Origin of the sequence: Embleya sp. NPDC056575 (genome assembly GCF_042793325.1) — a bacterium.
GTDB lineage: Bacteria > Actinomycetota > Actinomycetes > Streptomycetales > Streptomycetaceae > Embleya.
In genome coordinates this window covers 1-21,091 of record NZ_JBHTVA010000111.1, presented here as the reverse complement: position 1 = coordinate 21,091, position 21,091 = coordinate 1, and the positions used below count along the sequence as shown (strand labels likewise).

The 21,091-nt window shown below is 72.9% G+C and carries 18 protein-coding genes; 9 read left to right on the top strand and 9 right to left on the bottom strand.

What is annotated here, in order from left to right:
* Positions 1 to 39 precede the first annotated feature (39 nt).
* Positions 40 to 249 (bottom strand): hypothetical protein, encoded by a 210-nt coding sequence (locus ACFRCG_RS45800; protein ID WP_380042607.1) that lies wholly within the window; start codon positions 247 to 249, stop codon positions 40 to 42.
* A 190-nt stretch (positions 250 to 439) separates the two neighbouring features.
* Between ACFRCG_RS45800 and larE the strand changes: the two genes are divergently transcribed.
* Complete coding sequence (larE, locus tag ACFRCG_RS45795; protein WP_380042615.1) at positions 440 to 1,864, top strand: ATP-dependent sacrificial sulfur transferase LarE; 1,425 nt, start codon at positions 440 to 442, stop codon at positions 1,862 to 1,864.
* 27 nt (positions 1,865 to 1,891) lie between these two features.
* Here the strand turns inward: larE and ACFRCG_RS45790 are convergent, their stop codons facing one another.
* Positions 1,892 to 2,128 (bottom strand): hypothetical protein, encoded by a 237-nt coding sequence (locus tag ACFRCG_RS45790; protein WP_379999366.1) that lies wholly within the window; start codon positions 2,126 to 2,128, stop codon positions 1,892 to 1,894.
* Between the two features lie 203 nt (positions 2,129 to 2,331).
* Here ACFRCG_RS45790 and ACFRCG_RS45785 point away from each other — a divergent pair, with 203 nt between their 5' ends.
* Entirely contained in the window at positions 2,332 to 2,715 is a 384-nt protein-coding gene (locus ACFRCG_RS45785; RefSeq protein ID WP_078976718.1) for a cold-shock protein, read from the top strand.
* Positions 2,716 to 2,767: 52 nt separating this feature from the next.
* Here the strand turns inward: ACFRCG_RS45785 and ACFRCG_RS45780 are convergent, their stop codons facing one another.
* Genes ACFRCG_RS45780 through ACFRCG_RS45765 form a run of 4 tightly spaced genes read right to left on the bottom strand, consistent with a single transcriptional unit; the run spans position 2,768 to position 6,295 of the window.
* The gene (locus ACFRCG_RS45780) at positions 2,768 to 3,604 is read right to left on the bottom strand and encodes a 1,4-dihydroxy-6-naphthoate synthase (protein WP_380042606.1); all 837 of its coding nucleotides are present in this window, start codon (positions 3,602 to 3,604) and stop codon (positions 2,768 to 2,770) included.
* The gene (locus ACFRCG_RS45775) at positions 3,601 to 4,251 is read right to left on the bottom strand and encodes a futalosine hydrolase (RefSeq protein WP_380042605.1); all 651 of its coding nucleotides are present in this window, start codon (positions 4,249 to 4,251) and stop codon (positions 3,601 to 3,603) included. Before ACFRCG_RS45775 ends, ACFRCG_RS45780 begins: the two co-directional genes overlap by 4 nt.
* Positions 4,252 to 4,254: 3 nt before the next feature.
* Entirely contained in the window at positions 4,255 to 4,716 is a 462-nt protein-coding gene (locus tag ACFRCG_RS45770; protein WP_380042604.1) for a DUF2771 domain-containing protein, read from the bottom strand.
* Between the two features lie 10 nt (positions 4,717 to 4,726).
* Complete coding sequence (locus tag ACFRCG_RS45765; protein ID WP_380042603.1) at positions 4,727 to 6,295, bottom strand: MFS transporter; 1,569 nt, start codon at positions 6,293 to 6,295, stop codon at positions 4,727 to 4,729.
* Between the two features lie 134 nt (positions 6,296 to 6,429).
* On the opposite strand from ACFRCG_RS45765, the gene ACFRCG_RS45760 reads away from it, so the two are divergent.
* Positions 6,430 to 7,281, top strand: coding sequence for a DUF3027 domain-containing protein (locus tag ACFRCG_RS45760; protein WP_380042614.1), 852 nt, complete (start codon positions 6,430 to 6,432; stop codon positions 7,279 to 7,281).
* Positions 7,282 to 7,693: 412 nt separating this feature from the next.
* On the top strand, positions 7,694 to 10,819 hold the full coding sequence (locus ACFRCG_RS45755; RefSeq protein WP_380042602.1) for a sacsin N-terminal ATP-binding-like domain-containing protein: 3,126 nt from the start codon (positions 7,694 to 7,696) through the stop codon (positions 10,817 to 10,819).
* A gap of 58 nt (positions 10,820 to 10,877) precedes the next feature.
* Here ACFRCG_RS45755 and ACFRCG_RS45750 read toward each other — a convergent pair whose 3' ends face one another.
* Together ACFRCG_RS45750 and ACFRCG_RS45745 are read right to left on the bottom strand one after the other, a co-directional pair.
* Positions 10,878 to 13,217 carry an HAD-IC family P-type ATPase gene (locus ACFRCG_RS45750; protein ID WP_380042601.1) on the bottom strand — a complete coding sequence of 780 codons (2,340 nt, stop codon included), beginning with the start codon at positions 13,215 to 13,217 and terminating at the stop codon, positions 10,878 to 10,880.
* 106 nt (positions 13,218 to 13,323) lie between these two features.
* On the bottom strand, positions 13,324 to 14,181 hold the full coding sequence (locus ACFRCG_RS45745; protein ID WP_380042600.1) for a DUF2530 domain-containing protein: 858 nt from the start codon (positions 14,179 to 14,181) through the stop codon (positions 13,324 to 13,326).
* Positions 14,182 to 14,357: 176 nt separating this feature from the next.
* On the opposite strand from ACFRCG_RS45745, the gene ACFRCG_RS45740 reads away from it, so the two are divergent.
* The 4 genes from ACFRCG_RS45740 (at position 14,358) to ACFRCG_RS45725 (ending at position 18,839) form a co-directional block, all read left to right on the top strand.
* Positions 14,358 to 15,812, top strand: coding sequence for an NCS2 family permease (locus tag ACFRCG_RS45740; protein ID WP_380042599.1), 1,455 nt, complete (start codon positions 14,358 to 14,360; stop codon positions 15,810 to 15,812).
* Between the two features lie 284 nt (positions 15,813 to 16,096).
* Positions 16,097 to 16,498 carry a MarR family winged helix-turn-helix transcriptional regulator gene (locus ACFRCG_RS45735; RefSeq protein ID WP_235618661.1) on the top strand — a complete coding sequence of 134 codons (402 nt, stop codon included), beginning with the start codon at positions 16,097 to 16,099 and terminating at the stop codon, positions 16,496 to 16,498.
* A 52-nt stretch (positions 16,499 to 16,550) separates the two neighbouring features.
* Positions 16,551 to 17,957 (top strand): MFS transporter, encoded by a 1,407-nt coding sequence (locus ACFRCG_RS45730; RefSeq protein WP_380042613.1) that lies wholly within the window; start codon positions 16,551 to 16,553, stop codon positions 17,955 to 17,957.
* A 108-nt stretch (positions 17,958 to 18,065) separates the two neighbouring features.
* Positions 18,066 to 18,839: a maleylpyruvate isomerase family mycothiol-dependent enzyme gene (locus tag ACFRCG_RS45725; RefSeq protein WP_380042598.1), complete on the top strand. Its 774-nt coding sequence runs from the start codon at positions 18,066 to 18,068 to the stop codon at positions 18,837 to 18,839.
* Positions 18,840 to 19,102: 263 nt separating this feature from the next.
* Here ACFRCG_RS45725 and ACFRCG_RS45720 read toward each other — a convergent pair whose 3' ends face one another.
* A complete protein-coding gene (locus tag ACFRCG_RS45720) occupies positions 19,103 to 19,849 on the bottom strand; it encodes a 3-keto-5-aminohexanoate cleavage protein (RefSeq protein WP_380042597.1) in 747 nt (248 codons plus the stop codon).
* Positions 19,850 to 20,005: 156 nt separating this feature from the next.
* On the opposite strand from ACFRCG_RS45720, the gene ACFRCG_RS45715 reads away from it, so the two are divergent.
* Positions 20,006 to 21,055 (top strand): hypothetical protein, encoded by a 1,050-nt coding sequence (locus ACFRCG_RS45715; protein ID WP_380042596.1) that lies wholly within the window; start codon positions 20,006 to 20,008, stop codon positions 21,053 to 21,055.
* Positions 21,056 to 21,091 lie beyond the last annotated feature (36 nt).

The window sequence follows — 21,091 nt, the reverse complement described above, 5'->3', positions numbered from 1 at the left end:
GGACGACGGCGGCGACGCCGGGGGCGGTCGGGCGCGCGGTCACGGCACCGCGTGCCGGCCGAGCAGGGTGACCCGCACCGCGGTGCTCGTGAAGATCCACGTGCCGCGCGCGATTCGCGCGCTCATGTGCGCGGGCCCGCGCAGCCGGGCGCGGACCAGGTCGGCGAACGGGACAGCGGCGGGGGCCGCGCCGCGCAGCGCGGGAATCCGCAGGGAACCACGGGCGGGGAGATGCGTCATCGTGCTCATGTCCTCGACGCTACGACGGCCGGGACAACGGGCGCGTCAGCATCCGGGCGCCCGCCGCGCTACCTCTTGTGGGTGACCATCCCTTAGGGGTGGCCCGTCCGGCCGACCCGCTCGGGTCGGGGGCGAGGGCCGGAAATCGGTCATCGGCATGCACCGTGCCGCGTCGTAGGCTGAACGGGTGAATGCCCTCATCGTTGGCTTCGACCTGGACATGACGCTCGTCGATTCGCGCCCCGGCATCGGGGCGGCATGGTCCGTGCTCGCCGCGGAGACCGGTGCGGCGATCGACATCCCGCTGATCGTCTCCCGGCTCGGGCCGCCGCTGGAGGTCGAGGTGGCGAACTGGTTCCCGGCGGACGAGGTGGGCGCCGTCGCCGCGCGCTATCGCGAGATCTATCCGCGCCACGCCGTGCACGGCACCGACGTGCTGCCCGGTGCGCGCGAGGCGCTGGCCGCGGTGCACCGACACGGCGGTCGCACCATGGTGGTCACCGGCAAGCACGAGCCCAACGCCCGGCTGCACCTGGATCATCTGGACCTGGCCGTGGACCACCTGGTCGGCGATCTGTGGGGCGAGCAAAAGGGCGTGGCGCTGCGCGCGTCGGGCGCGGGGGTGTACGTCGGCGACCACCTCGGCGACCTGATCGGGGCCCGGGCGGCCGGCGCGGTCGCGGTCGGGGTGGCCACCGGGCCGATCTCCGCCGAGGACCTGCGGGCGGCCGGGGCCGACGTGGTGCTTCCGGACCTGACCGGGTTTCCCGCGTGGCTGGACGCGCACGTGGCCGACCTGCGGCTGGGCGCGCTGCGCGAGCGGTTGGCCTCGCTCGGGAGCGTCGCGGTGGCGTTCTCCGGCGGCGCCGACTCGGCGTTCCTGCTCGCGGCGGCGGTACGCACTTTGGGGGCGGCCGACGTGCTCGCGTTGACCACCGACTCGGCCGGCCTGCCGGCCGTCGAACGAGACGCCGCGCGGGCCTTCGCCGCCGAGCTGGGGGTGCGGCACGAGCTGGTGCCCAGCGACGAGATGGCCCGAGCGGGTTACCGCGACAACAACGGCGACCGGTGCCGGTTCTGCAAGACGGAGCTGATGGCGGTGCTCACCCCCGTGGCCCGCGCGGCGGGGATGGCGCACCTGGCCACGGGCACCAACGCGGACGACGCGCGCGTGGGTTTTCGGCCCGGGATCGCCGCGGCGGCCGAGGCCGGCGCGGTCACCCCGCTGCTCGACGCCGGATTGACCAAGGCCCAGATCCGGGCGATCAGCCGGACCTGGGGCCTGCCCACCTGGGACAAGCCGGCCGCGGCCTGCCTGTCCAGCCGGGTCGCCTACGGGGTGGCGATCACCCCGGCCCGGCTGGCCCGGGTCGAACGCGCGGAGACCGCGTTGCGGGTGGTGCTGGCCCGGGACGGCATCGCGGTGCGCAACCTGCGGGTGCGCGATCTGGGGCAGTTCGCGCGGATCGAGGTGGACACCGCGCTGAGCACCGCCGTGGCCGGCCACGAACCGGCCCTGGCCGCGGTCCGCGACGCGGGCTTCGCCCGGGTCGAGGTGGACCCGCTGGGCTACCGCGAGGGCGCGATGAACGAACTGCTGCCCGACCCGGAGGCGTACCGCTGAGCCGACGCCGCCGAGGCTCGGCGCGGGTCAGAGCAGTTTCGGCACCGGACGGCGGCGGCTGCGGATCGACCTGACCAGGCCCGCGGCGGCGATCGCGAAGCCGACCGGCATCAGCGCGCTGAGCAGATACACCGCGGTCGGCAGCGCGTGCGCGCCGATCAGCATGGGGGTGACGGTGGCGAGCGTGGCGACCGTACCGAGGGCGAAGAGCAGCGCGCCGATGCGGACGAGCCGATCGCCGGGGCCTGCGGATGCGTTGGACACCGACCCAGGGTAGATGCCCCGATCCGGGCCGTTCGCGCGCGGGGCGGTATCCCGATGTCCGGCCGAGAAGGCGACCATTAGCCTGGACGAGTGAACGGGGTCACTACGCGTTCCCGCTCGGATTCGATGTGTGCGCCCCACCCAGCCTGGTAAATGCTCGTAAAAGTCCCGACGAAGCCGTCCCGACACGATCGAGGTCTCCCGTGCCCACCGGCAAGGTCAAGTGGTTCGACACCGACAAGGGCTTCGGGTTTTTGTCCCGGGACGACGGAGGCGACGTGTTCGTGCACGCGTCGGCACTGCCGCAGGGCCTGGACACGCTCAAGCCCGGCACCCGGGTCGAGTTCGGGATCGTCGAGGGGCGCCGCGGCGAACAGGCCCTCTCGCTCCGTGTCCTGGACCCGCGCCCCTCCGTCGTCGCCGCGAGCCGCAAGAAGCCCGACGAGATGAGTTCGATCATCCAGGACCTGCTCAAGGTCCTGGAGGGGGTCGACAAGACGCTGGAGCGCGGCCGTTACCCCGACAAGCGGGCCACCGCGAAGGTCGCCGAACTGCTGCGAGCCGTCGCCGACGAACTCGACACGTGAGTACGGGCGCCGGGTGGGCCCACGCGACCCGCCCGGCGATCCCCGCACGCCCCTAAAGGAGTTCGAGGGCGCCGGCCGGGACGGGCGGGACCAGGCCCTCGGCGGCGGCGCGGCCGAGCAGCGCGGACACCGCCGCGTGCCCTTCGGTGCCCAGGTCGCGGGTGAACTCGTTGACGTACAGGCCGATGTGCCGATCGGCGACCGTCGGATCCATCTCCTGGGCGTGTTCCAGGACGTAGGCGCGCGACGCGGCGGGGTCGGCCCAGGCGTGCTCGACCGAGGCGCGCGCGGCGGCGGCCAGGGCGGAAAGGTCCAGCGAGCGCTTGGCGATGATCGCGCCGAGCGGGATCGGCAGGCCGGTGTCCGACTCCCACCAGTCGCCCATGTCGGCGAGGCAGGTCAGGCCGTACCGCGCGTAGGTGAAGCGCGCCTCGTGGATGACAAGCCCCGCGTCCACCACGCCGTCGCGCACCGCGGGCATGATCTCGTGGAACGGCAACACCCGGATCTCGCCGACCCCGCCGGGCACGTGCCGCGCCGCCCAGAGCCGGAACAGCAGGTACGCGGTGGAGCGTTCGCTCGGCACCGCGACCACCTTGCCCGCCAGCGCCCGAGGGGTGCTCGCGCCCAGGCTCAGCACGAGCGGGCCGCAACCTCGCCCCAGCGCCCCGCCGCAGGGCAGCAGCGCGTACTCGTCCAGCACCCACGGCAGCGCCGCGTAGGACACCTTCAGCAGGTCCAGCTCGCCCCGCTCGGCCAGGCCGTTGGTGATGTCGATGTCGGCATAGCGCACCTCGACGGGCGGCGCGTCCGGGAGCAGGCCGTGCGTCCAGGCGTGGAAGACGAACGTGTCGTTCGGGCACGGCGAATAGGCCAGCGACAGGGTCACGGCGTCAGGCTCCCTTCGAGCGCGGCGAAGGCCGCGGTGAGTGCGCGCAGCGCGTCCGGGATGCGCCAGGCCGCCCGGTCGCGCGGGCCCACGGCGTTGGAGACGGTGCGCAGTTCGAGCATCGGCACCGCGTGGGCCGCGGCGGCGGTGGCCACGCCGAAGCCCTCCATGCCCTCGACCGCGGCGCCCGCGTGGCGGGCGGCCAACTCGGCGGCGCGCTCGGCGGTTCCGGTCACCGTGGAGACGGTGAGCGCGGGACCGGTGGCGAGCGGGACGCCGGCGGCGCGCAAAATGTCACCCACGTGGGTGACCAGTCGCGGGTCCGCCTCGAACCCGCTCGTGCCGAAGCCCAGTTCCTCGATCGGCACGAACCCCTCGGCGGTCTGCGCCCCCAGGTCGGCCGCCACCACGCGGGTGGCGAGCACGGTCGAGCCGACCGGCGCCACCCCCGGGAAGCCGCCCCCGATACCGGCGTTGACCACCAGGTCGTAGGAACCCCCCGCAAGCGCCGAGGCGGTGCCCGCGGCGGCCGCCGCCGGGCCCGCGCCGACCGCGAGCACGTCGGGGCCGGGTATGCGCCACGAACGCGAACCGCCGAGCACGGCGTCGCGCTCGGCGGCCACGGCGGTGATCACCAGGATGGGCAAGGGTTACTTCTTCGCGACCTTGAACGACCAGACGCCCCGGTAGCCCTGCTTGCCGTCCGGCTGCACGACCTGCACCAGCAGCGGCTCGCTCTCCTTCTCCGGCGTGCCGTAGCTCAGCCGAAGGCCCGAGTAGTACGTGGTCTTGATCGGCGACTGGGTCTGCGGCTTGCCGTCGACCAGGAGCACCCAGCCGTCGTCGGCGAGTTCCTTGTCCACGCCGATCGAGAAGCCGCCGCCCTCGGACACCGAGAGCTTGGTGAGGCCGTCGGTCTTGTTCAGGCAGCCGTCGACCTTCTTCTCGTCGATCGAGCCGTCGTCCTTGTAGCACTCGGCCTCGGAGTGGACCGACGTCGTCCCGCTGACCATGGTCACGATCGGCGTGGGCTTGTCGAGGTTGCAACCCGTCAGGGCGAGCGCGCCCAGGACGGCGGCGCCGGCGAGGGCGGCAGGGCGGCGAGTCTTCATGATCCGAAGATTACCGGGCGGTTCGCAGCCGCATGCCGGGGGACCGCTTGCGGCGCGCCCGGCGCGTCGTCAGTTTGCGGCCCACGATCACCAGCGCCAGGGTCAGCACGCCGGCCGCCACGCTCATCCCGAGCGTGCCGTTCAGTGGCAACGCGATGCCCACACCGCCGCCGACCACCCACGCCACCTGGAGCGCGGTCTCGGTCCGGGCGAACGCGGAGGTGCGCACCGCCTCGGGGATGTCGCGCTGGATCATCGCGTCCAGCGACAACTTGCCCAGCGCCTGGGCGAGACCGGCCACCGCCGCCACCGCGAGCACCGTGACCAGGCTGTACATCGCCGCCGCCCACGCCGCGCAGGACGCGGACGCGAGCAGCACGCCGGTGATGATCACCTCCGGCGCACGGGACTTGAGCCACGCGCCGAGCGCGGTGCCGACCGCGTTGCCGACCGCGGCCGCGATCACCACCGCGATGGTGGCCTGGGTGGCGGACAGGTCGGCGACCGGGTGCTTGCGCATCAAGAAGCCCAGGAACATGATCAGGAACCCGGAGAAGCCGCGCAGCGCCGCGTTCGCCCACAACGCCTGGACCACCGACGGGCCCACGCTGCGCAACCGCCGCGAGGTCTTGACCCGGACCGGCTTGCGCCCGGATTCGCGCTCGCCGCCCGCCGCGGCCGCGCCCTCGCCCGACTCCTCGGTCTGGGGCTCGGGCACCGTCTCGGTGCTCGTACCGCCCTTGCCGCCGCGCAATTTGGCCAGCGACACCTTGCGCTCGTGTTCGACGCCGGGGGCCTCGGCGGTGAACGACGCCCGGTCCTCGCCCTCGGCCGAGTCGACCTTCGACGGCAGCGTGAAGGACAGGATCGCGCCGAAGGTGAACACCACGCAGGCGCCGTACAGGATCCCGGGCGTGCCGAACGCGTATTTCAGCCCGCCCGCCACCGGCGCCGCGCCCATCGTGCCGATCAGGCCGAACAGGGTGATCCGCGAGTTCGCCTTGACCAGCGAGACCGAGCGCGGCTGGAGCCGGGGCACCACCGCGCTGCGGCTGACCCCGTACACCTTCGAGGACACCAGCACGCCGAACGCCGCCGGGTACAACTCCAGGCCACCGTCGTTCACCGCCCCGGCCATCAGCCAGCACAACCCCACCCGGACCAGCATCGCCAGCGCCATCGCGAAGCGGCGACCTCGGCGCATCCGGTCCAGGACCGGCCCGAGCACCGGCGCGAGCAGCGCGAACGGCGCGAGGGTGATCAGCAGGTACATCGCCACCCGGTCGCGCGCCTCGCCGGTGGGCACCGAGAAGAACATCGTGGTGGCCAGCGCCATGGTCACCAGCGCGTCGCCCGCGTTGTTGATCAGGTGCAGCTCGATCAGCTTGGCCAGGCCGCTCTCGCCGGCGCCCTTGGCCCGGGCCGCGCCGCGGAGTTTGCCGAAGCCGCCGGTGAACAGGCCACCGAACCGACCGAGCGCACGACGCCCCGGACCTCGGTTCCTGCCGGACGACCCGCGGGTGGAGCCGGGCGCGCGAATGGTGCGCCGTGATGCGGTACTGGTCTTGGAGGCTGCCACGCCGGGATCCTGCCCTCGCTCCCTCGGATGATGCGGTCGCGACACGCCAGGAAGGGCTCGCTCCGCGCGCCCGTTCGGGAATCGGACGTGTTTTGAGGGTATCGGCGGTGGAGACCTTCGACGCGTGAGAGAGAATCACTCTCGTGAGTGCCGCGACCCGTAGTCGAACCCCGGACCGCCTCTGCGCAGAGGCGGTTGATCTTGCCTTCGCCGCTGCCGAGGAAGCCGCAGGTCAGGACTCCGTCGGCGAGCATCTGGGTGTACAGGTGGATGGTGATCGCCTGGTCACCCACCTGTTCGCGTGCCGCGAGTCCGCCTACCACGGCTGGCGCTGGGCGGTGACCGTTGCCCGGGCGCCCCGCGCCAAGCTGGTGACCGTGGACGAAACGGTCCTCGTACCCGGCCCCGAGGCGCTGCTCGCGCCCGCGTGGGTGCCGTGGAACGAGCGCCTTCGTCCCGGCGACCTCGGCGTGGGCGACCTGTTGCCCACCGACGCCGACGACCCCCGTCTCGAATTCGGTTACACCGGAGCGGACGAGACAGAGGAGGAATCGACCGAGCCGATCGGGCTCGGCCCCAAGGCGGTCGCGTACGAGCTGGGGCAGGGGCGCGCGCGCGTACTGTCCCCGGTCGGGCGCGATCTGGCCGCCGACCGCTGGGACGAGCAGTTCGGCCGAGCCACACCGATGGCCCAGGCGGCGCCCGCGCACTGCACGAGCTGCGGCTTCCTGGTCAAGGTCGGCGGGCCGCTCGGGCAGGCGTTCGGCGTGTGCGCCAACGAGTATTCGCCCGCCGACGGCCGGATGGTCTCGCTGGCCTACGGCTGCGGCGGCCACTCGGAGGCCGCGGTGATGCCCGCCGCGACGCCGGCGGCCGAGTTGTCCCTGGACGAGTACCGGATCGAGACCGTGCGGATCCGCCCGGTCGAGAGCGCGGTGGACGAGGACGGCATGGAGCCCGGAGAGGACCAGTTGGGCCACTCCTGATCGACCGCGAGATGCAATCAATCCGAATTACGCTGAATATCCGGAATATCCGCAACGTGCGATCGGGTCCGGGTCCTGTCCGGCGGACACGGCCCGGTCCGGTCGAGCGCACGACGAAGCCGCCACCGGATCGGTGGCGGCTTCGACGCGTGCGGTAGGTGGCCACGTCGTTCCCTTCCGTAGCCGACCGGGGTTGCCCCCAGGGATGCGTGTACTCCCGTGGCGACCGGGGCGACCGGGGAAGTGTCGTTTGTCGTATGTGTAGGTTTTGTGTGACTTGATCCACTGCCTGCCCGCATCGTCCCCGCGCCGTTTCGCGCGGCATTCCACGGACCGGGATCGCCGGGCGGCCGCAGCGCCGGAAACGCAATAGGGTTCCGGCCACATCCGCGATCGAGGGACGGCGCACGGCATGGGCATCGACGACCGCTTTGGCACCGCTTCGCTTCGGCGAGCCGTACTGGACGCGTGGGGCGCGTCGCCCGCACGTTTTCGGGAGGACGCGAACGCCGAGGAGGAACTCGCCCTCGGCGGCTATCGCGATCGGCTCGTGGTCGAACTCGCGCAGAACGCCGCCGACGCCGCCGCCCGGGCCGGCGTGGTGGGCCGACTCCGGTTGACCCTGCGCGACGGGGTCCTGGTCGCGGCCAACACCGGCGACCCGCTGCACGCGCCGGGCGTCGAGGCGCTGTCCACGCTGCGCGCCTCGGCCAAGCGCGACGACGGGCCGGAGGCGGTCGGCCGGTTCGGGGTCGGCTTCGCCGCGGTGCTCGCGGTCACCGACGAGCCGTGTGTGCTCTCCCGGACCGGCGGGGTGCGCTGGTCCCTGCACGAGGCCCGCGACTTGGTCGCGGAACAGGCCCGGGACAACGCCGGACTGACCGACGAACTGGCTCGACGCGACGGCGACGTGCCGGTGCTGCGGCTGCCGATGCCGGCCGAGGGAACCCCGCCGGAGGACTACGACACGTGCGTGGTGCTGCCGCTGCGCGACGGCGCCGCGGTGGACCTGGCCGCCCGGCTGCTCGCCGAGGTCGACGACGCGCTGCTGCTCACCCTGCGCCGGCTCGGCGAGATCGTGATCGAGACGCCGGACGGTGTGCGGACGCTGACCTGCCGGGCCGACGGCGGCGCCCTGGTGGTGACCGACAACGGCGTGCAGACCCGCTGGCGGGTCGCCGAGGACGGCGGCGCGCTGGAGCCCGCGCTGCTCGCCGACCGGCCCACCGAGGAGCGCCGGCGGGCCGCCTGGTCGGTGTTGTGGGCGGTGCCGCTGGACGCCGCCGACCATCCGCGCCGGCCGAGCGTACGGCCCGTCGTGCACGCGCCCACGCCCACCGACGAGCCGCTGGGGCTGCCCGCCCTGCTCGTCGCGTCCTTCCCGCTGGACCCGACCCGCCGGCACACCGCGCCCGGTCCGCTGCGCGACTTCCTGGTCGAGCGGGCCGCCGAGACCTACGCCGGGCTGCTCGGCACCTGGCCCGTGACCACCACCGCCGTGCTGAGCCTGGTGCCGGGGCCGACCGGCGAGGGGGAGCTGGACGGGCTGCTGCGCCGGGCGGTGCTCGATCGGCTCGCGGAGACCGCGTTCCTGCCGGCCGCCGCGCCGGGCGCCGGGTCCTCGGGCGCCTCCGACGCCGCCGCCTCCGCCGCCGTGTCCGTCGTGGAGGCGGAACCCGACGATCGCGACGCGCTGTTGCTCGACCGGGGCACTGCGGCGCGCGACCGCGATCTGCTGCGCCCGCGCGACGCGGTGCTGATCGAGACGGCGGGCCCGCGGCTGGTCGAGGCGCTGGCGCCGGTGGTGGCCGGGCTGCTGCCGGCCGGTCTGGATCGCAGCGCCGCGTTGCGGGTGCTGGGGGTGCGCCGGTTGCCGCTGGCCGAGGTGGTCGACCAGCTCGCGGGGATGGAGCGGGAGCCGAGCTGGTGGCGGGATCTGTACGACGCCTTCGACCCCGCGGCCCGGGACGCGCTGGGGGCGTTGCCGGTGCCGCTGGCCGACGGTCGGATCGTGCGCGGGCCGAGGGGGGTCCTGCTGCCCTGCCCGGAGAGTCCCGACCCGGCGGTGCTGGACGTGCTTCGGCTGCGGGTGGCCCACCCCGACGCGACGCATCCGCTCCTGGAGCGGCTCGGCGCGGTCCGGGCCACGCCGCGGGCGGTGCTGGCCGATCCGGCGGTGCGGGCCGCGGTCACCGAGGGCGAGGAGGGCGACGACATCGCCGACGCGGTCCTGGAGCTGGTCCGGGCCGCCCGGATCGCCGCCGGCGACGAAGCGTGGCTGGCCGCCCTGCTGCTGCCGGACGTGGACGGCGACGCGGTTCCGGCGGGCGAGCTGATGTTGCCCGGCAGCCGGATCGCCGCGGTGGTCGAGCCGGACGCGCTCGGCGTCGCGCACCCGGACCTGGTCGAGCGCTGGGGCGAGGACGTGCTGGAGGCGGTCGGCGTGCTCGGCACGTTCGGCCTGGTCCGGGAGGAGGACGTGGTCCTCGACCACGACGGCTGCGACCACGACCTGGACGCCGAGGACGACTGGCTCGACGACGTGCTCGACCACCTGCCCGACCAGGGCGTGCCGCCGGTGCTGGCCGGGTTCGCCGCGGTGCGCGATCTGGACCTGGTCGCGGACGACGCGTGGGACGAGGCCCTGGAGGTGCTGGCCACACCGCCGCTGCGGAACGCGGTGACCGAGCCGGCGCACGTGCTGCTGCCCGACGGCGGCCGGGCCCGGGTGCCGTCGTACACCTCGTGGTGGCTGCGCGGGCACCCGGTGCTGGACGGCCGGCGCCCGGCGGGGCTGCTCGCGCTGGACGGGGACCGGCTGCTGCACGGCCTCTACGACCGGGTCCGGGCGAGCCTGGATCCGGTGTTCCTGACCGCCCTGGGCGTGCGTACGACGCTCCCGGCGCTGCTGGCCGACCCGGACGGCCCGGACGAGCTGCTCGAGCGCCTGGCGGACCCGGACCGGGCGGTGACCCGGGACCAGTTGCGCGCGCTGTACACCGCGTTGGCCGAGGTGACCCCGGAGCGGCTGTCCGCGCCGACCGAGCTGCGCGGGGTCTCCGGCGGCCGGATGACCGTGGCCGACGTCGCGGACGCGCTGGTGGGCGACGCGCCGGACCTGGCGGCGCTGGTCGCGGACGACGCGACGCACGTGGTGCTGCCGGTCCGCCCGGACCGGGCGGAGGCGCTGGCCGACCTGCTGGACGTACCGCTGCTGTCCGAGACCATCCCCGGCAAGGTGCTCTCCGAGGGCACCGTGCACGAGGTCCCGGACGACGTACTGGCGGCGATGCCCGACGCGCCGAAGGAGTACGTCGAACACGAGGAGCTGATCGTCTCCGGCCCGGACGGCACCGAACTGGAGGCGGACTGGCGCTACGTCGACGGCAAGGTGCACGCCACCACGTTCGAGGGCGTCGCCCGCGGCCTGGCCTGGGCCGCCGGCGAATGGCACCGCCGCTTCGAGGTCGAACAACTCCTCACCCATCCGGAAAACGCCGCCCACTTCGCCACGGAACGCGACTTCGACGGCGTCTGACCCCGGGGCGGGGCGGCTCCTTGGCGAGCCGCCCCGCCCCGGGCGCGGGTCGTGGGGCCTACCCGTCGTCGCCCGTGCGGCGGTGGAGCCAACCGGATACGTGCCACCCCGCCTCCAGGAGGGCGGCGGCGACGACGGCGATGCCGATCGCGGTGCCGTTGTTGCCCTGGTCCTGGGGGTAGAGGGCGAAGAAGTCGGCGGCGAAGGGGACGTAGAGGGCGAACAGGAAGGCCGCCGCCATCGCCGCGATCAGGGCGATCTTCCACCACGCGTAGGGGCGGGCGACGATGGCCAGGATCCACATCGCGACCAGGAACAGGGTGATCACCGCGGTCGTGCGGTCCTCCTTCAGGTCGGTGCCGCTGTTCAGGTGGGCCAACCAGTAGGACAGGAACGTCGCCCCCGCGGCCACCACGCCGCCCGGGATCGCGAAGCGCAGGACGCGCGGGACGAAGCCCCGGCGGGCGCGTTCGGCGTTGGGGGCCAGGGCCAGGAAGAACGCCGGTACGCCGATCGTGAGCGAGCCGATCAGGGTGAGGTGGCGGGGCAGGAACGGGAAGACCACGCCCGCGACGCCGGTCAGCAGCGACAGGAGCAGCGCGTACACGGTCTTGACCAGGAACAGGTTCGCGACCCGCTCGATGTTGCCGATCACCCGTCGCCCCTCGGCCACCACCGAGGGCAGCGTGGCGAAGCGGTTGTCCAGGAGCACGATCTGGGCGACCGCGCGGCTCGCCCCGCTGCCCGAGCCCATCGCCACCCCGATGTCGGCGTCCTTGAGCGCGAGGACGTCGTTCACGCCGTCGCCGGTCATCGCCACCGTGTGCCCGCGGGCCTGGAGGGCGGCGACCATGGCCCGCTTCCGCTGCGGGGTGACCCGGCCGAAGACGGTGTTCTCCTCCAGCGCCCGCCCGAGTTCGGCGCGGTCCTCGGGCAGTCGGCGGGCGTCCACGGCGTGCTCCGCGCCCGCCAGGTCGAGTTTGGCGGCGACCGCGCCGACCGCGAGCGCGTTGTCCCCGGAGATCACCTTGGTCGCCACGCCCTGGCCCGCGAAGTAGCGCAGCGTCTCGGCGGCGTCCGGGCGCAGCCGCTGCCGGAGCACCACGAGCGCGGCCGGGTGGGCCCGCGCGCCGGCCTTGTCGGTCAGCGCGTCGGCGGTCGCCAGGAGCAGTACCCGCAGCCCCTTCGCGCCCAGTTCGTCCACCGCGGCCTGCACCGGATGCCCCTCGGGCAGCAGGACGTCGGGCGCGCCCAGCAGCCACGTGCCGCGCTCGGCGAAGCTCGCCCCGCTCCACTTGCGGGCCGAGGAGAACGCGGCGATGTCGGTGATCGACCACCCCCGCGGCGCCGGGTAGGCGTCCACGATCGCCTGGAGGCTCGCGTTCGGGCGCGGGTCGGAGGTGCCGAGGGCGCCGAGCGCCTGGCCGATCGGCAGGGTGTCGTCGAGCGTGCGGACCTCGGCCACGTCCATGCCGCCCTCGGTGAGCGTGCCGGTCTTGTCCAGGCACACCACGTCCACCCGGGCCAGCCCCTCGATCGCGGGCAACTCCTGGACCAGGCACTGCTTGCGGCCCAGGCGCACCACGCCGACCGCGAACGCGACCGAGGTGAGCAGCATCAGCCCCTCGGGGACCATGGTGACCAGCCCGGCCACCATGCCGCGCAGCGCGTTGGGCAGGCCGTCGTCGGTGCGCAGTTGGCTGATGATCAGCAGGATCCCGACCGGGATCATCAGCCAGGTGACGTAGGTGAGGATCCGGTTCAGCCCCTGACGCAGTTCCGAGTCGACCAGGGTGAACCGGCCCGCCTCCTCGGCGAGTCGGGCGGCGTACGCGTCGCCGCCGACCTTGGTCGCCCGGTACGCGCCGTTGCCGGCGGCCACGAAGCTGCCGGACATCACCGGGTCGCCGATCCTCTTGTGGACCGGATCGGTCTCGCCGGTCAGCAGCGACTCGTCCAGTTCGAGCGCGTCGGCCTCGACCACGACGCCGTCCACCAGGACCTGTTCGCCCGCGCCGAGCGCGCAGACGTCGTCCAGGACCAGTTCGCGCGCGGACACCTCGACCGTGTGCCCGCCGCGGCGCACCCGCGGTTTGGCCTCGCCGATCACCGCCAGGGTGTCCAGGGTGCGCTTGGCGCGCAGTTCCTGGATGACGCCGATCGCCGTGTTGGCGACGATGACCAAGCCGAACAGGCCGTCCTGGATCGGGCCGACGATCAGGATCACCACGAACAAGGTGCCGATGATGGCGTTGAACCGGGTGAAGACGTTGCCCCGAACGATCGCCGAGGCGCTGCGGCTCGAACGGCCCGGAACGTCGTTGACCCGGCCGGCCGCGACACGTTCGGCGACCTCGGCGTCGGTCAGCCCGGTGCTGGTGACGGGGGCATCGATCATGCCCTGACGTTACGTCAGTGAATGTCGGATTTTGTGGTTATTCGAGGCGGGTCGCCGAGTACCTTCACCGGACGTCCGGAACGGGGCGGAGGCCGGCCGACGCACCCTAGTCGTCGCGCGCGCTCTGCAGGCGGCGGCAGTACCAGAGGCCGAACAGGCCCAGGCCGGAGCCGGCCAGCGCGCACCACGGCCACCAGTCGCGGCCGTCGTCGGTGAGCGAGTCGCGCATGAACCAGGCGACCACGAACAGCGCGAACCAGATCACGCTGCCGACGGCGACGAGCTTGACGATGTCGCCTTCGAGCGGGGGCGGGGCGGGCCGCATACCGGTGTCCGTGGCGGGCGGCTCCCGGTCGGCGGGCGGCGCGGGCTCGTCGGCGGGATCGGCGACACCGGCGGCGTCCGCGGCATCGGTGACGGCGGCGAACTCGGCGGTTCCCCCGCCCGGGGCCGGGTCGGTCGCCGGGTCGTAGGCGCTCGCGCCGTACTCGGGCGTGGCGTGGCTCCCGGAGTCGTACGCGTCGGGCTCGAAGGCCGGTACGGCGGCCTGGTAGCCGCCGGAGCCGTAGGCCGCCTCGGGGGCCGTGTAGTCGGTCTGCGGGTAGTCGGCGTAGTTCGCGGCGGCGTACTCCCCGGAGGTCGCGCCGTACTCGCCGGAGGTGGCGGCGTACTCCCCGGAAGTCGCGGCGTACTCGCCTGAGGTCGCGGCGTACTCCCCGGAGCCGTAGTCCGCAGAGCCGTAATCCCCGGAGCCGTAATCCGTGGAGCCATAGTCCGCGGTGCCGTGATCCGTCGCCGGGTAGGGCTCGCTCCCGTGCGCCGCGTATTCACCGCTGCCGGGGGCGCTCGCGTCGAACGTGTCGTCGACCGGATCCGGCGTCGCGGCCGAATCCGTCCGCGCCACGCCCGTGTCGTCCGGATCCGGCGAGGTGCGCCGTCGTTTCCCGCTCCCGTGCCTGCTCACGAAAACAAGGCTACTTGGCGGCCGGTACGGGGCCCGCGCGTGCCCCGACGCACAAGTGGAGAGACCGGTTCCCGTTTCGGCTGTGGTCTCTGGCACCCTTTTGGGGTCTCCCGGCACGCGTCCCCACGTGCCGTGTGCGTGTCTTGACTACCCGTTCCCACGCTCCGAGGATTCGCATGCCCCGCCAGGCCCCCGCCGTGACCGTCCCCGAGGTCCCCGCCACGCGAAGGAGCGGCCTCGACCGCTTCTTCAAGATCTCCGAGCGCGGCTCGTCGCCGCTGCGCGAGATGCGCGGCGGGCTCGCCACGTTCTTCGCGATGGCCTACATCATCGTGCTGAACCCGATCATCCTCGGCAGTGCGACCGACAAGTTCGGCAACCATCTGTCCCAGCCGCAGCTGGTCACCGCGACGGTGTTGGTGGCCGCCGTGATGACCATCCTGATGGGCCTGATCGGCAACATGCCGCTCGCGCTGGCCGCCGGGCTCGGGATCAACGCGATGGTCGCGTTCCAGATCGCGCCGCAGACGACCTGGGACGAGGCGATGGGCCTGGTCGTGCTGGAGGGCGTCGGCCTGCTGATCCTGGCCGCCACCGGGTTGCGCGAGGCGATCATGAACGCCATCCCGCTGGTGCTCAAGCAGGCGATCGGGGTCGGCATCGGCCTGTTCGTCACCCTGGTCGGCCTGGTCAGCGCGGGCATCGTGACGCGCGTGCCGGACAAGGTGAACTCCACCGTCCCGGTCGCGCTCGGCGCGGGCGGCACGCTCAAGGGCTGGCCGGCGGTGATCTTCTGCTTCGGGCTGCTGCTCACGTTCGTGCTGGTGGTACGGAAGGTGCCGGGCGCGATCCTGATCGGGATGGTCGCCTCGACGGTGCTCGCGGTGATCGTGCACAACGCCGCCGGCCTGGACAAGGCGGCGTGGGGGCTGACCGCGCCCGAGGCGAACGGTGTGGTGGATACGCCGGACTTCGGGCTGATCGGCGACGTCGACCTGTTCGGCGCCTTCGGCCGGGTCGGCTTCATCACCGCGTCGTTGCTGATCTTCACCCTGCTGCTGTCCAACTTCTTCGACGGCATGGGCACGATCATCGGGGTCAGCCGCGAGGCCGGGCTGCTCGACGAGCAGGGCAAGGTGCCGGGCCTGGGCCGGATCCTGACCGTCGAGTCGGTCGGCGCGATCGCGGGTGGCGGTGCCTCCGCGTCGTCCAACACGGTCTTTGTGGAATCCACAGCCGGGGTCGGCGAGGGCGCCCGGACCGGACTCGCCAACCTGGTCACCGGCGGCCTGTTCGCGCTCGCGCTGCTGTTCACCCCGCTGGCCAAGCTGGTGCCCGCGCAGGCCGCGACACCGGCGCTCGTGGTGGTCGGCGCGCTGATGATGACCCAGATCAAGCACATCGAGTGGGACGACCTGACGGTCGCCGCCCCGGCGTTCGTGACGATCGCGCTGATGCCGTTCACGTACAGCATCACCACCGGGATCGGCGCCGGCTTCATCCTGTACGTGGTGCTGCGCACGGCGGTCGGCAAGGCCCGGGAGATCCCGCTTCTCCTGTGGATCGTCTCCGCCCTCTTCGTGATCCACTTCGCCATCGACCCGATCGAACAGGCACTCGGCGTCAAGTAACCCGACGGCCGGGCGGCAGAGCCACCTCCCGCCCGGCCCCACTCCCCACCAACGCCCCTCACCCGCGCCGCACGGACCGCCGCCCGGCCACCGCCGCGCGTTGCCCCTCCTCGCACCCGCGCCGGCCGCCTCGGGTTTCGACCTCTCCGGGTGGGTTCGTCCCATGCGCGCGGCAAGGCGTTCCGTGGCACCGGAATATCCCCGGCGGGGAAAGCATTGGAAGTTAGCGAGAGTAAAGAGTTAAGCTAAAAAACGTGTCCCCGTCCGAACCCGACCGTGCCACGGTGGCAGCCCTCCGTGCCTCGGTGCTGAAACTCTCTCGTCGCCTGCGCAACCAGCGGGCCGACGAGACGCTGAGCCCCACACAGCTCTCGGTGTTGACCGTGCTCGTCGTGCGCGGCGCCATGACTCCGGGCGAACTCGCCCGGCAGGAGAAGGTGCAGCCGCCGTCGATGACCCGGGTGATCGCCGGCCTGGAGGAGCGCGGCCTGGTCCGGCGCGAGCCGCACCCCGACGACCGCAGGCAGGTCGTGGTCTCCGCGACCGAGCCCGCCGCCGCCGTGGTGGAGGAGAACCGCCGACTGGGCAACGCCTGGCTGGCGGAACACCTGGCGCGGCTCACGCCGGAGGAGAACGAGGCGTTGCGCGCGGCCCTGCCGGTGCTGGAGAAACTGGCACAGGCGTAGCGGGCTCGGCGCGCCCCGCGTCGCGGTCGGTTCGGTTCAGGGACGGACGCACATCCGGCCCAGGCCGATCCGTACGACGAAGGGGGAGCCCGTGGCGGCGACAGCCGGCACTTTCCAATCACTACGAAACCGCAACTTCAGACTGTTCGCCGCCGGCCAGACCGTGTCGAACACCGGCACGTGGATGCAGCGCATCGCGCAGGACTGGCTGGTGTTGCAGCTCACCGGCAGTACCACCGCGCTGGGCGTGACCACGGGCCTGCAATTCCTGCCCATGCTGCTGTTCGGCCTGTGGGGCGGGGTGATCGCCGACCGCTACCGCAAGCGTGTGCTGCTGATCGGTACGCAGACCGTGATGGGCCTGCTCGCCGCCGTGATGGCCGTCCTGGTGCTCGGCGGCGCGGTCGAGGTCTGGCATGTATGGCTGCTCGCCTTCGGCCTGGGTCTGGCCACCGCCGTGGACAACCCGGCCCGGCAGTCCTTCGTGATCGAGATGGTCGGGCGCAAGGATTTGGCCAACGCGGTCAGCCTGAACTCGGCCAACTTCCAGCTCGCCCGCATCGTCGGCCCCGCCGTCGGCGGTCTGCTGATCACCGCGATCGGCACCGGCTGGGTCTTCGCGCTCAACGCGGTGTCCTACATCGCGGTCCTGCTCGGCCTGGTGGCCATGCGCGAGGCGGAGCTGCGCACGATGCCCGTGGTGCCGCGCGAGAAGGGCCAGTTGCGGGAGGGGCTGCGTTATGTGCGCGGTCGGCCCGATCTGCTGGTGGCGATCGCGCTGGTCGGGTTCGTCGGCACCTTCGGCTACAACTTCGCGGTCACCCTGGCGGGGTTCTCCAACAACGTCTTCCATGCCGGGCCCGGTTCGTTCGGGCTGCTCAACACGGTGTTCGCGGTCGGCTCGCTGGCGGGCGCGCTGCTCGCGGCCAAGCGCGGGCACACCCGACTGCGCGTACTGGTCGCCGCGGCCGTCGTGTTCGGCCTGCTGGAGACGGTCGCCGCGTTCATGCCGGGCTACTGGAGCTTCGCGCTGCTGCTCGTGCCGATCGGGATCGCCGGCCTGACGTTCAACACGGCGGCGAACTCGACCGTGCAGTTGGGCAGCGATCCGGCGATGCGCGGTCGGGTGATGGGCATCTACATGCTCGTCTTCATGGGCGGCACCCCGCTGGGCGGCCCGCTGATCGGCTGGCTCGCGGAGAGCTTCGGTCCGCGCGTGGGGTTGTTCGTGGGCGGGCTGATCTCGCTGATCGCCGCGCTCACGGTCGGTGTGCTGCTGGCCCGGCACAGTGGGATCCGGTTGCGGCCGCGTGCGATGGTGCGCGCGATGCGCCCGGCCGGCGCGAGAGTGCCGGCCATCGCCGCGGAGGGCGTCGCGCCCGCGACTCCGGCGACTCCCGCCGGCGCCGCCGTCACGGCGACACGGTCGGGGTTCGGTAATCCTGCGGTCAAGATCTGACACAGCGTCAGCACAACTGTGCGACACACCTTTTCTTGACGCGGGATTCACGCTCTGGGGTGACGCAGGCCATCGACACGTCACCCGAACCGCTGGAATCCTTGACGAATGGACTACGTGCGGTTCCAGCACCTGTTCCAGGCGGAAGGCCTCCGCCTGGGCCAGGCGGCCGTCACGGACATGGACGCGCCGGTACCGTCCTGTCCCGGTTGGACGGTCGCCGACGTCGTACGACATTCCGTGCTCATGTACACCGACGCCACCGGGCAACTGCGCTCGGACGGTCGTCCGGAGGGCCGCCCACAGCCGGGCGGCCCGAGCGACAAGGGGGATCTGCTCGACACCTACACCCGGGCGCACGCCGCGCTCGTGGCGGAAATGGCCAGGCGGGACCCGCTCGACCCGGTCGAGGCGGACCTGCCCGAGGCGGCCGTCCCGGAGGTCTTGGAGCGCGACGGGCCCGATCCGGGTACGGCCGGCTTCCTGGCCCGCCGGATGGCGCGCGAGGCGGCGGTACACCGGGCCGACATCGAGATGGCGGTCGGCACCCCGGGACCGCTGGACGCGCAGCAGGCCCTGGACGGCATCGACGAGGTGCTGGGCGTACTGCTCCCGGCGCACTACGACGGGGGCGCGCGCGACGGCGCGAGCGGGCGCACCATCGGCGTACACAGCAACCGGCACCACTGGCGGCTGACCATGCGGCGCGGCGGCGTCACCATGTCCCGCGAGCCGGGCTTCGCCGACGCGGCGGTGACGGGCGAGCCCGCCGAGTTGCTGCTCTACCTGTGGGGCCGGCGGCCCGGCACGGTCGTCTCGCGGACCGGCGACCGCACCGTGCTCGCTGCCTTTCGCCGCCGTCTGGCCGCCTCCATGGTCTGACCGGCCGACCCGACGACTCGGAGCGGGGTCCGCGGACCCCGCGGCGCGGGCGCCCGACCGGAATTCGACCGGGCGTTCGCGCCGCGTAGGCTCTGGGGCGTGAATCCCCGCACCCGAACCCGCGTCGTCACGGCCACCCTGGCCCTCCTGCTCATCGCCGTGATCATCGGCGCGTTGATGCGGTAGGGCGGGACGTCGAGGGCTCGCGTGCCGCGACACGGCGACGCCGGTCCGGCTCGACGCGGAAGCGCCGACACCTCCCGTCAGTGCGGGTTCCCCGCCGCGCGGGCCGCGTGTACCCGGTCGGCGGCGATCCGTACCAGCGCCGCGTTGCCCGGGACACGGCGGCCGTCCGGGTCGAGCAGGGTGTCCTCCAGCCCGATCCGGGTGTCCAGGCCGGCCGCGATCGCCGCGTCCAGGAGCGGCCACGCGGACGCGTCGGCGCCGTGCAGCAGGCGCGGCACCGCGACCTCGTGCCGATCCAGGACCGCCAGGATCCGACCCGCCTCGGCCGGCGCGTCCCCCGGTTCGCCGCCCTCGACCTCGACCAGGATTCGCGTGCACACCGCGGCCAGCTCCCGCTCGACCAGCAACTCCGCGTCGGCCTCGGTCCACACCCCCGCCTCGACCCCGACCCCCAGGTGCGCCAGCGTGTACGCGAGTTCGACCGCGCCCTCCTCGGAGAGATTGACCGAGGCCAGGTCGGGCAGCACCGTCCAGGAGCGCACCGACGCCAGCCGGGAGGCCGCGTCCGCCTCGATCCACGCGCCGGTGCTCACCCCGATCGGCACACCGGGCGCCGCGCCCCGGATCGCCCGGACCACCGAGGTCAGCACGTCCGGCGCCAGACTCTCGCGACCTCGGCGATCACGCGGATGCACATGCACGATGGATGCCCCCGCGGCCACCGCGGCCCGACTGTCCGCGGCGATCTGTGCCGGGGTCAGCGGTAGCGCCGGGTGCTCCTCGGGGCGCCGCGTTCCGTTCAGACAGGCCTTGATCAGTGTCATGGAAGACTCCCGATGCCGACGCCCACGAGCCCCCATCCCATCCCCGATCCACGGCAAACCGCAATGGATTCGGTCGACCTGTCGCAAAATGACCGGAGGAGTCGAACGGGAGCCCGGACCGGGCCGGCAGGCTGGACCCATGACACGGCGGTACGCGTGAAGCGCGTGAGACGAGGCCGGTTGCGCGTCCTGGGCGCGCTCCCGGCGGCCCTGGCCCTGGTGGTGGCGCTGCCCGCGGCGGCGACGGCCGATTCCGACGTGGCGTTCACCATCAAGGACGAGCGCATCGGCGAATCCAGCGGCCTGGTGGCGAGCGCGCAACATCCCGACGTCTACTGGACGCACAACGACAGCGGGGACTCGCCCAGGATCTACGCGATCGGCAAGGACGGCGCCACCAAGGCGACCATCACGCTGTCCGGCGTGGACGCGCGGGACTGGGAAGCGATCACGATCGGCAAGGACGACGCGGGCAATCCGGCCCTGTTCGTCGGCGACATCGGCGACAACTTCCACGGCAAGTGGCCCGAGGTGTGGATCTACCGCTTCGCCGAACCCGCGACGCTGGCCGACGCGACGGTCAAGCCGACCAAGTTCCGGGTCAAGTACGACAACGGGCCACGCGACGCCGAGGCGATGCTGATCGACCCGAGGACGAACAGGCTCTACATCGCCAGCAAGGAGTCCGACGGCGGGCTCTACGAGCAGCCGGAGCAGTTGTCCACCACCGGGATCAACACGTTCCGGCGAATAGCCGCCGGCGACTCGACGGTGACCGACGGCGCGTTCGCGCCCGACGGGTCGCGGTTCGTGCTGCGCGGCTACTTCTCCGCCACCGTGTTCTCCGCGCCGGGCAAGCAGGTGGGCCCGGTCAGCGTGCCGCTCCAGCGCCAGGGCGAGTCGGTGGCGTGGAGCGCGGACGGCCGGACCCTGCTGTTCGGCAGCGAGGGCAAGGGCAGCCAGGTGCGCCGGGTCGAGCTCAAGGGCGACAACCGGCCGGACTCGGTACGCGACGCGCCGGGCGGCGGGGCGAAGCCGGACACGAAGTCGGACACGGCGGGCAGTTCGGCCGGCAGTGACAAGGGCGACGGCGATTCCGCCGCCGACAAGACCAAGGCGTACGGGCCGGGGTTCTTGGCGGTCGCGGGTCTGGTGCTGCTGTTCTTCGCGTATCGCCGACTCGGTGGGCGGCGAAACCGGGACTGAGCGCCGAACGGCCGCCGCCCCGGACCTCCCGACGGG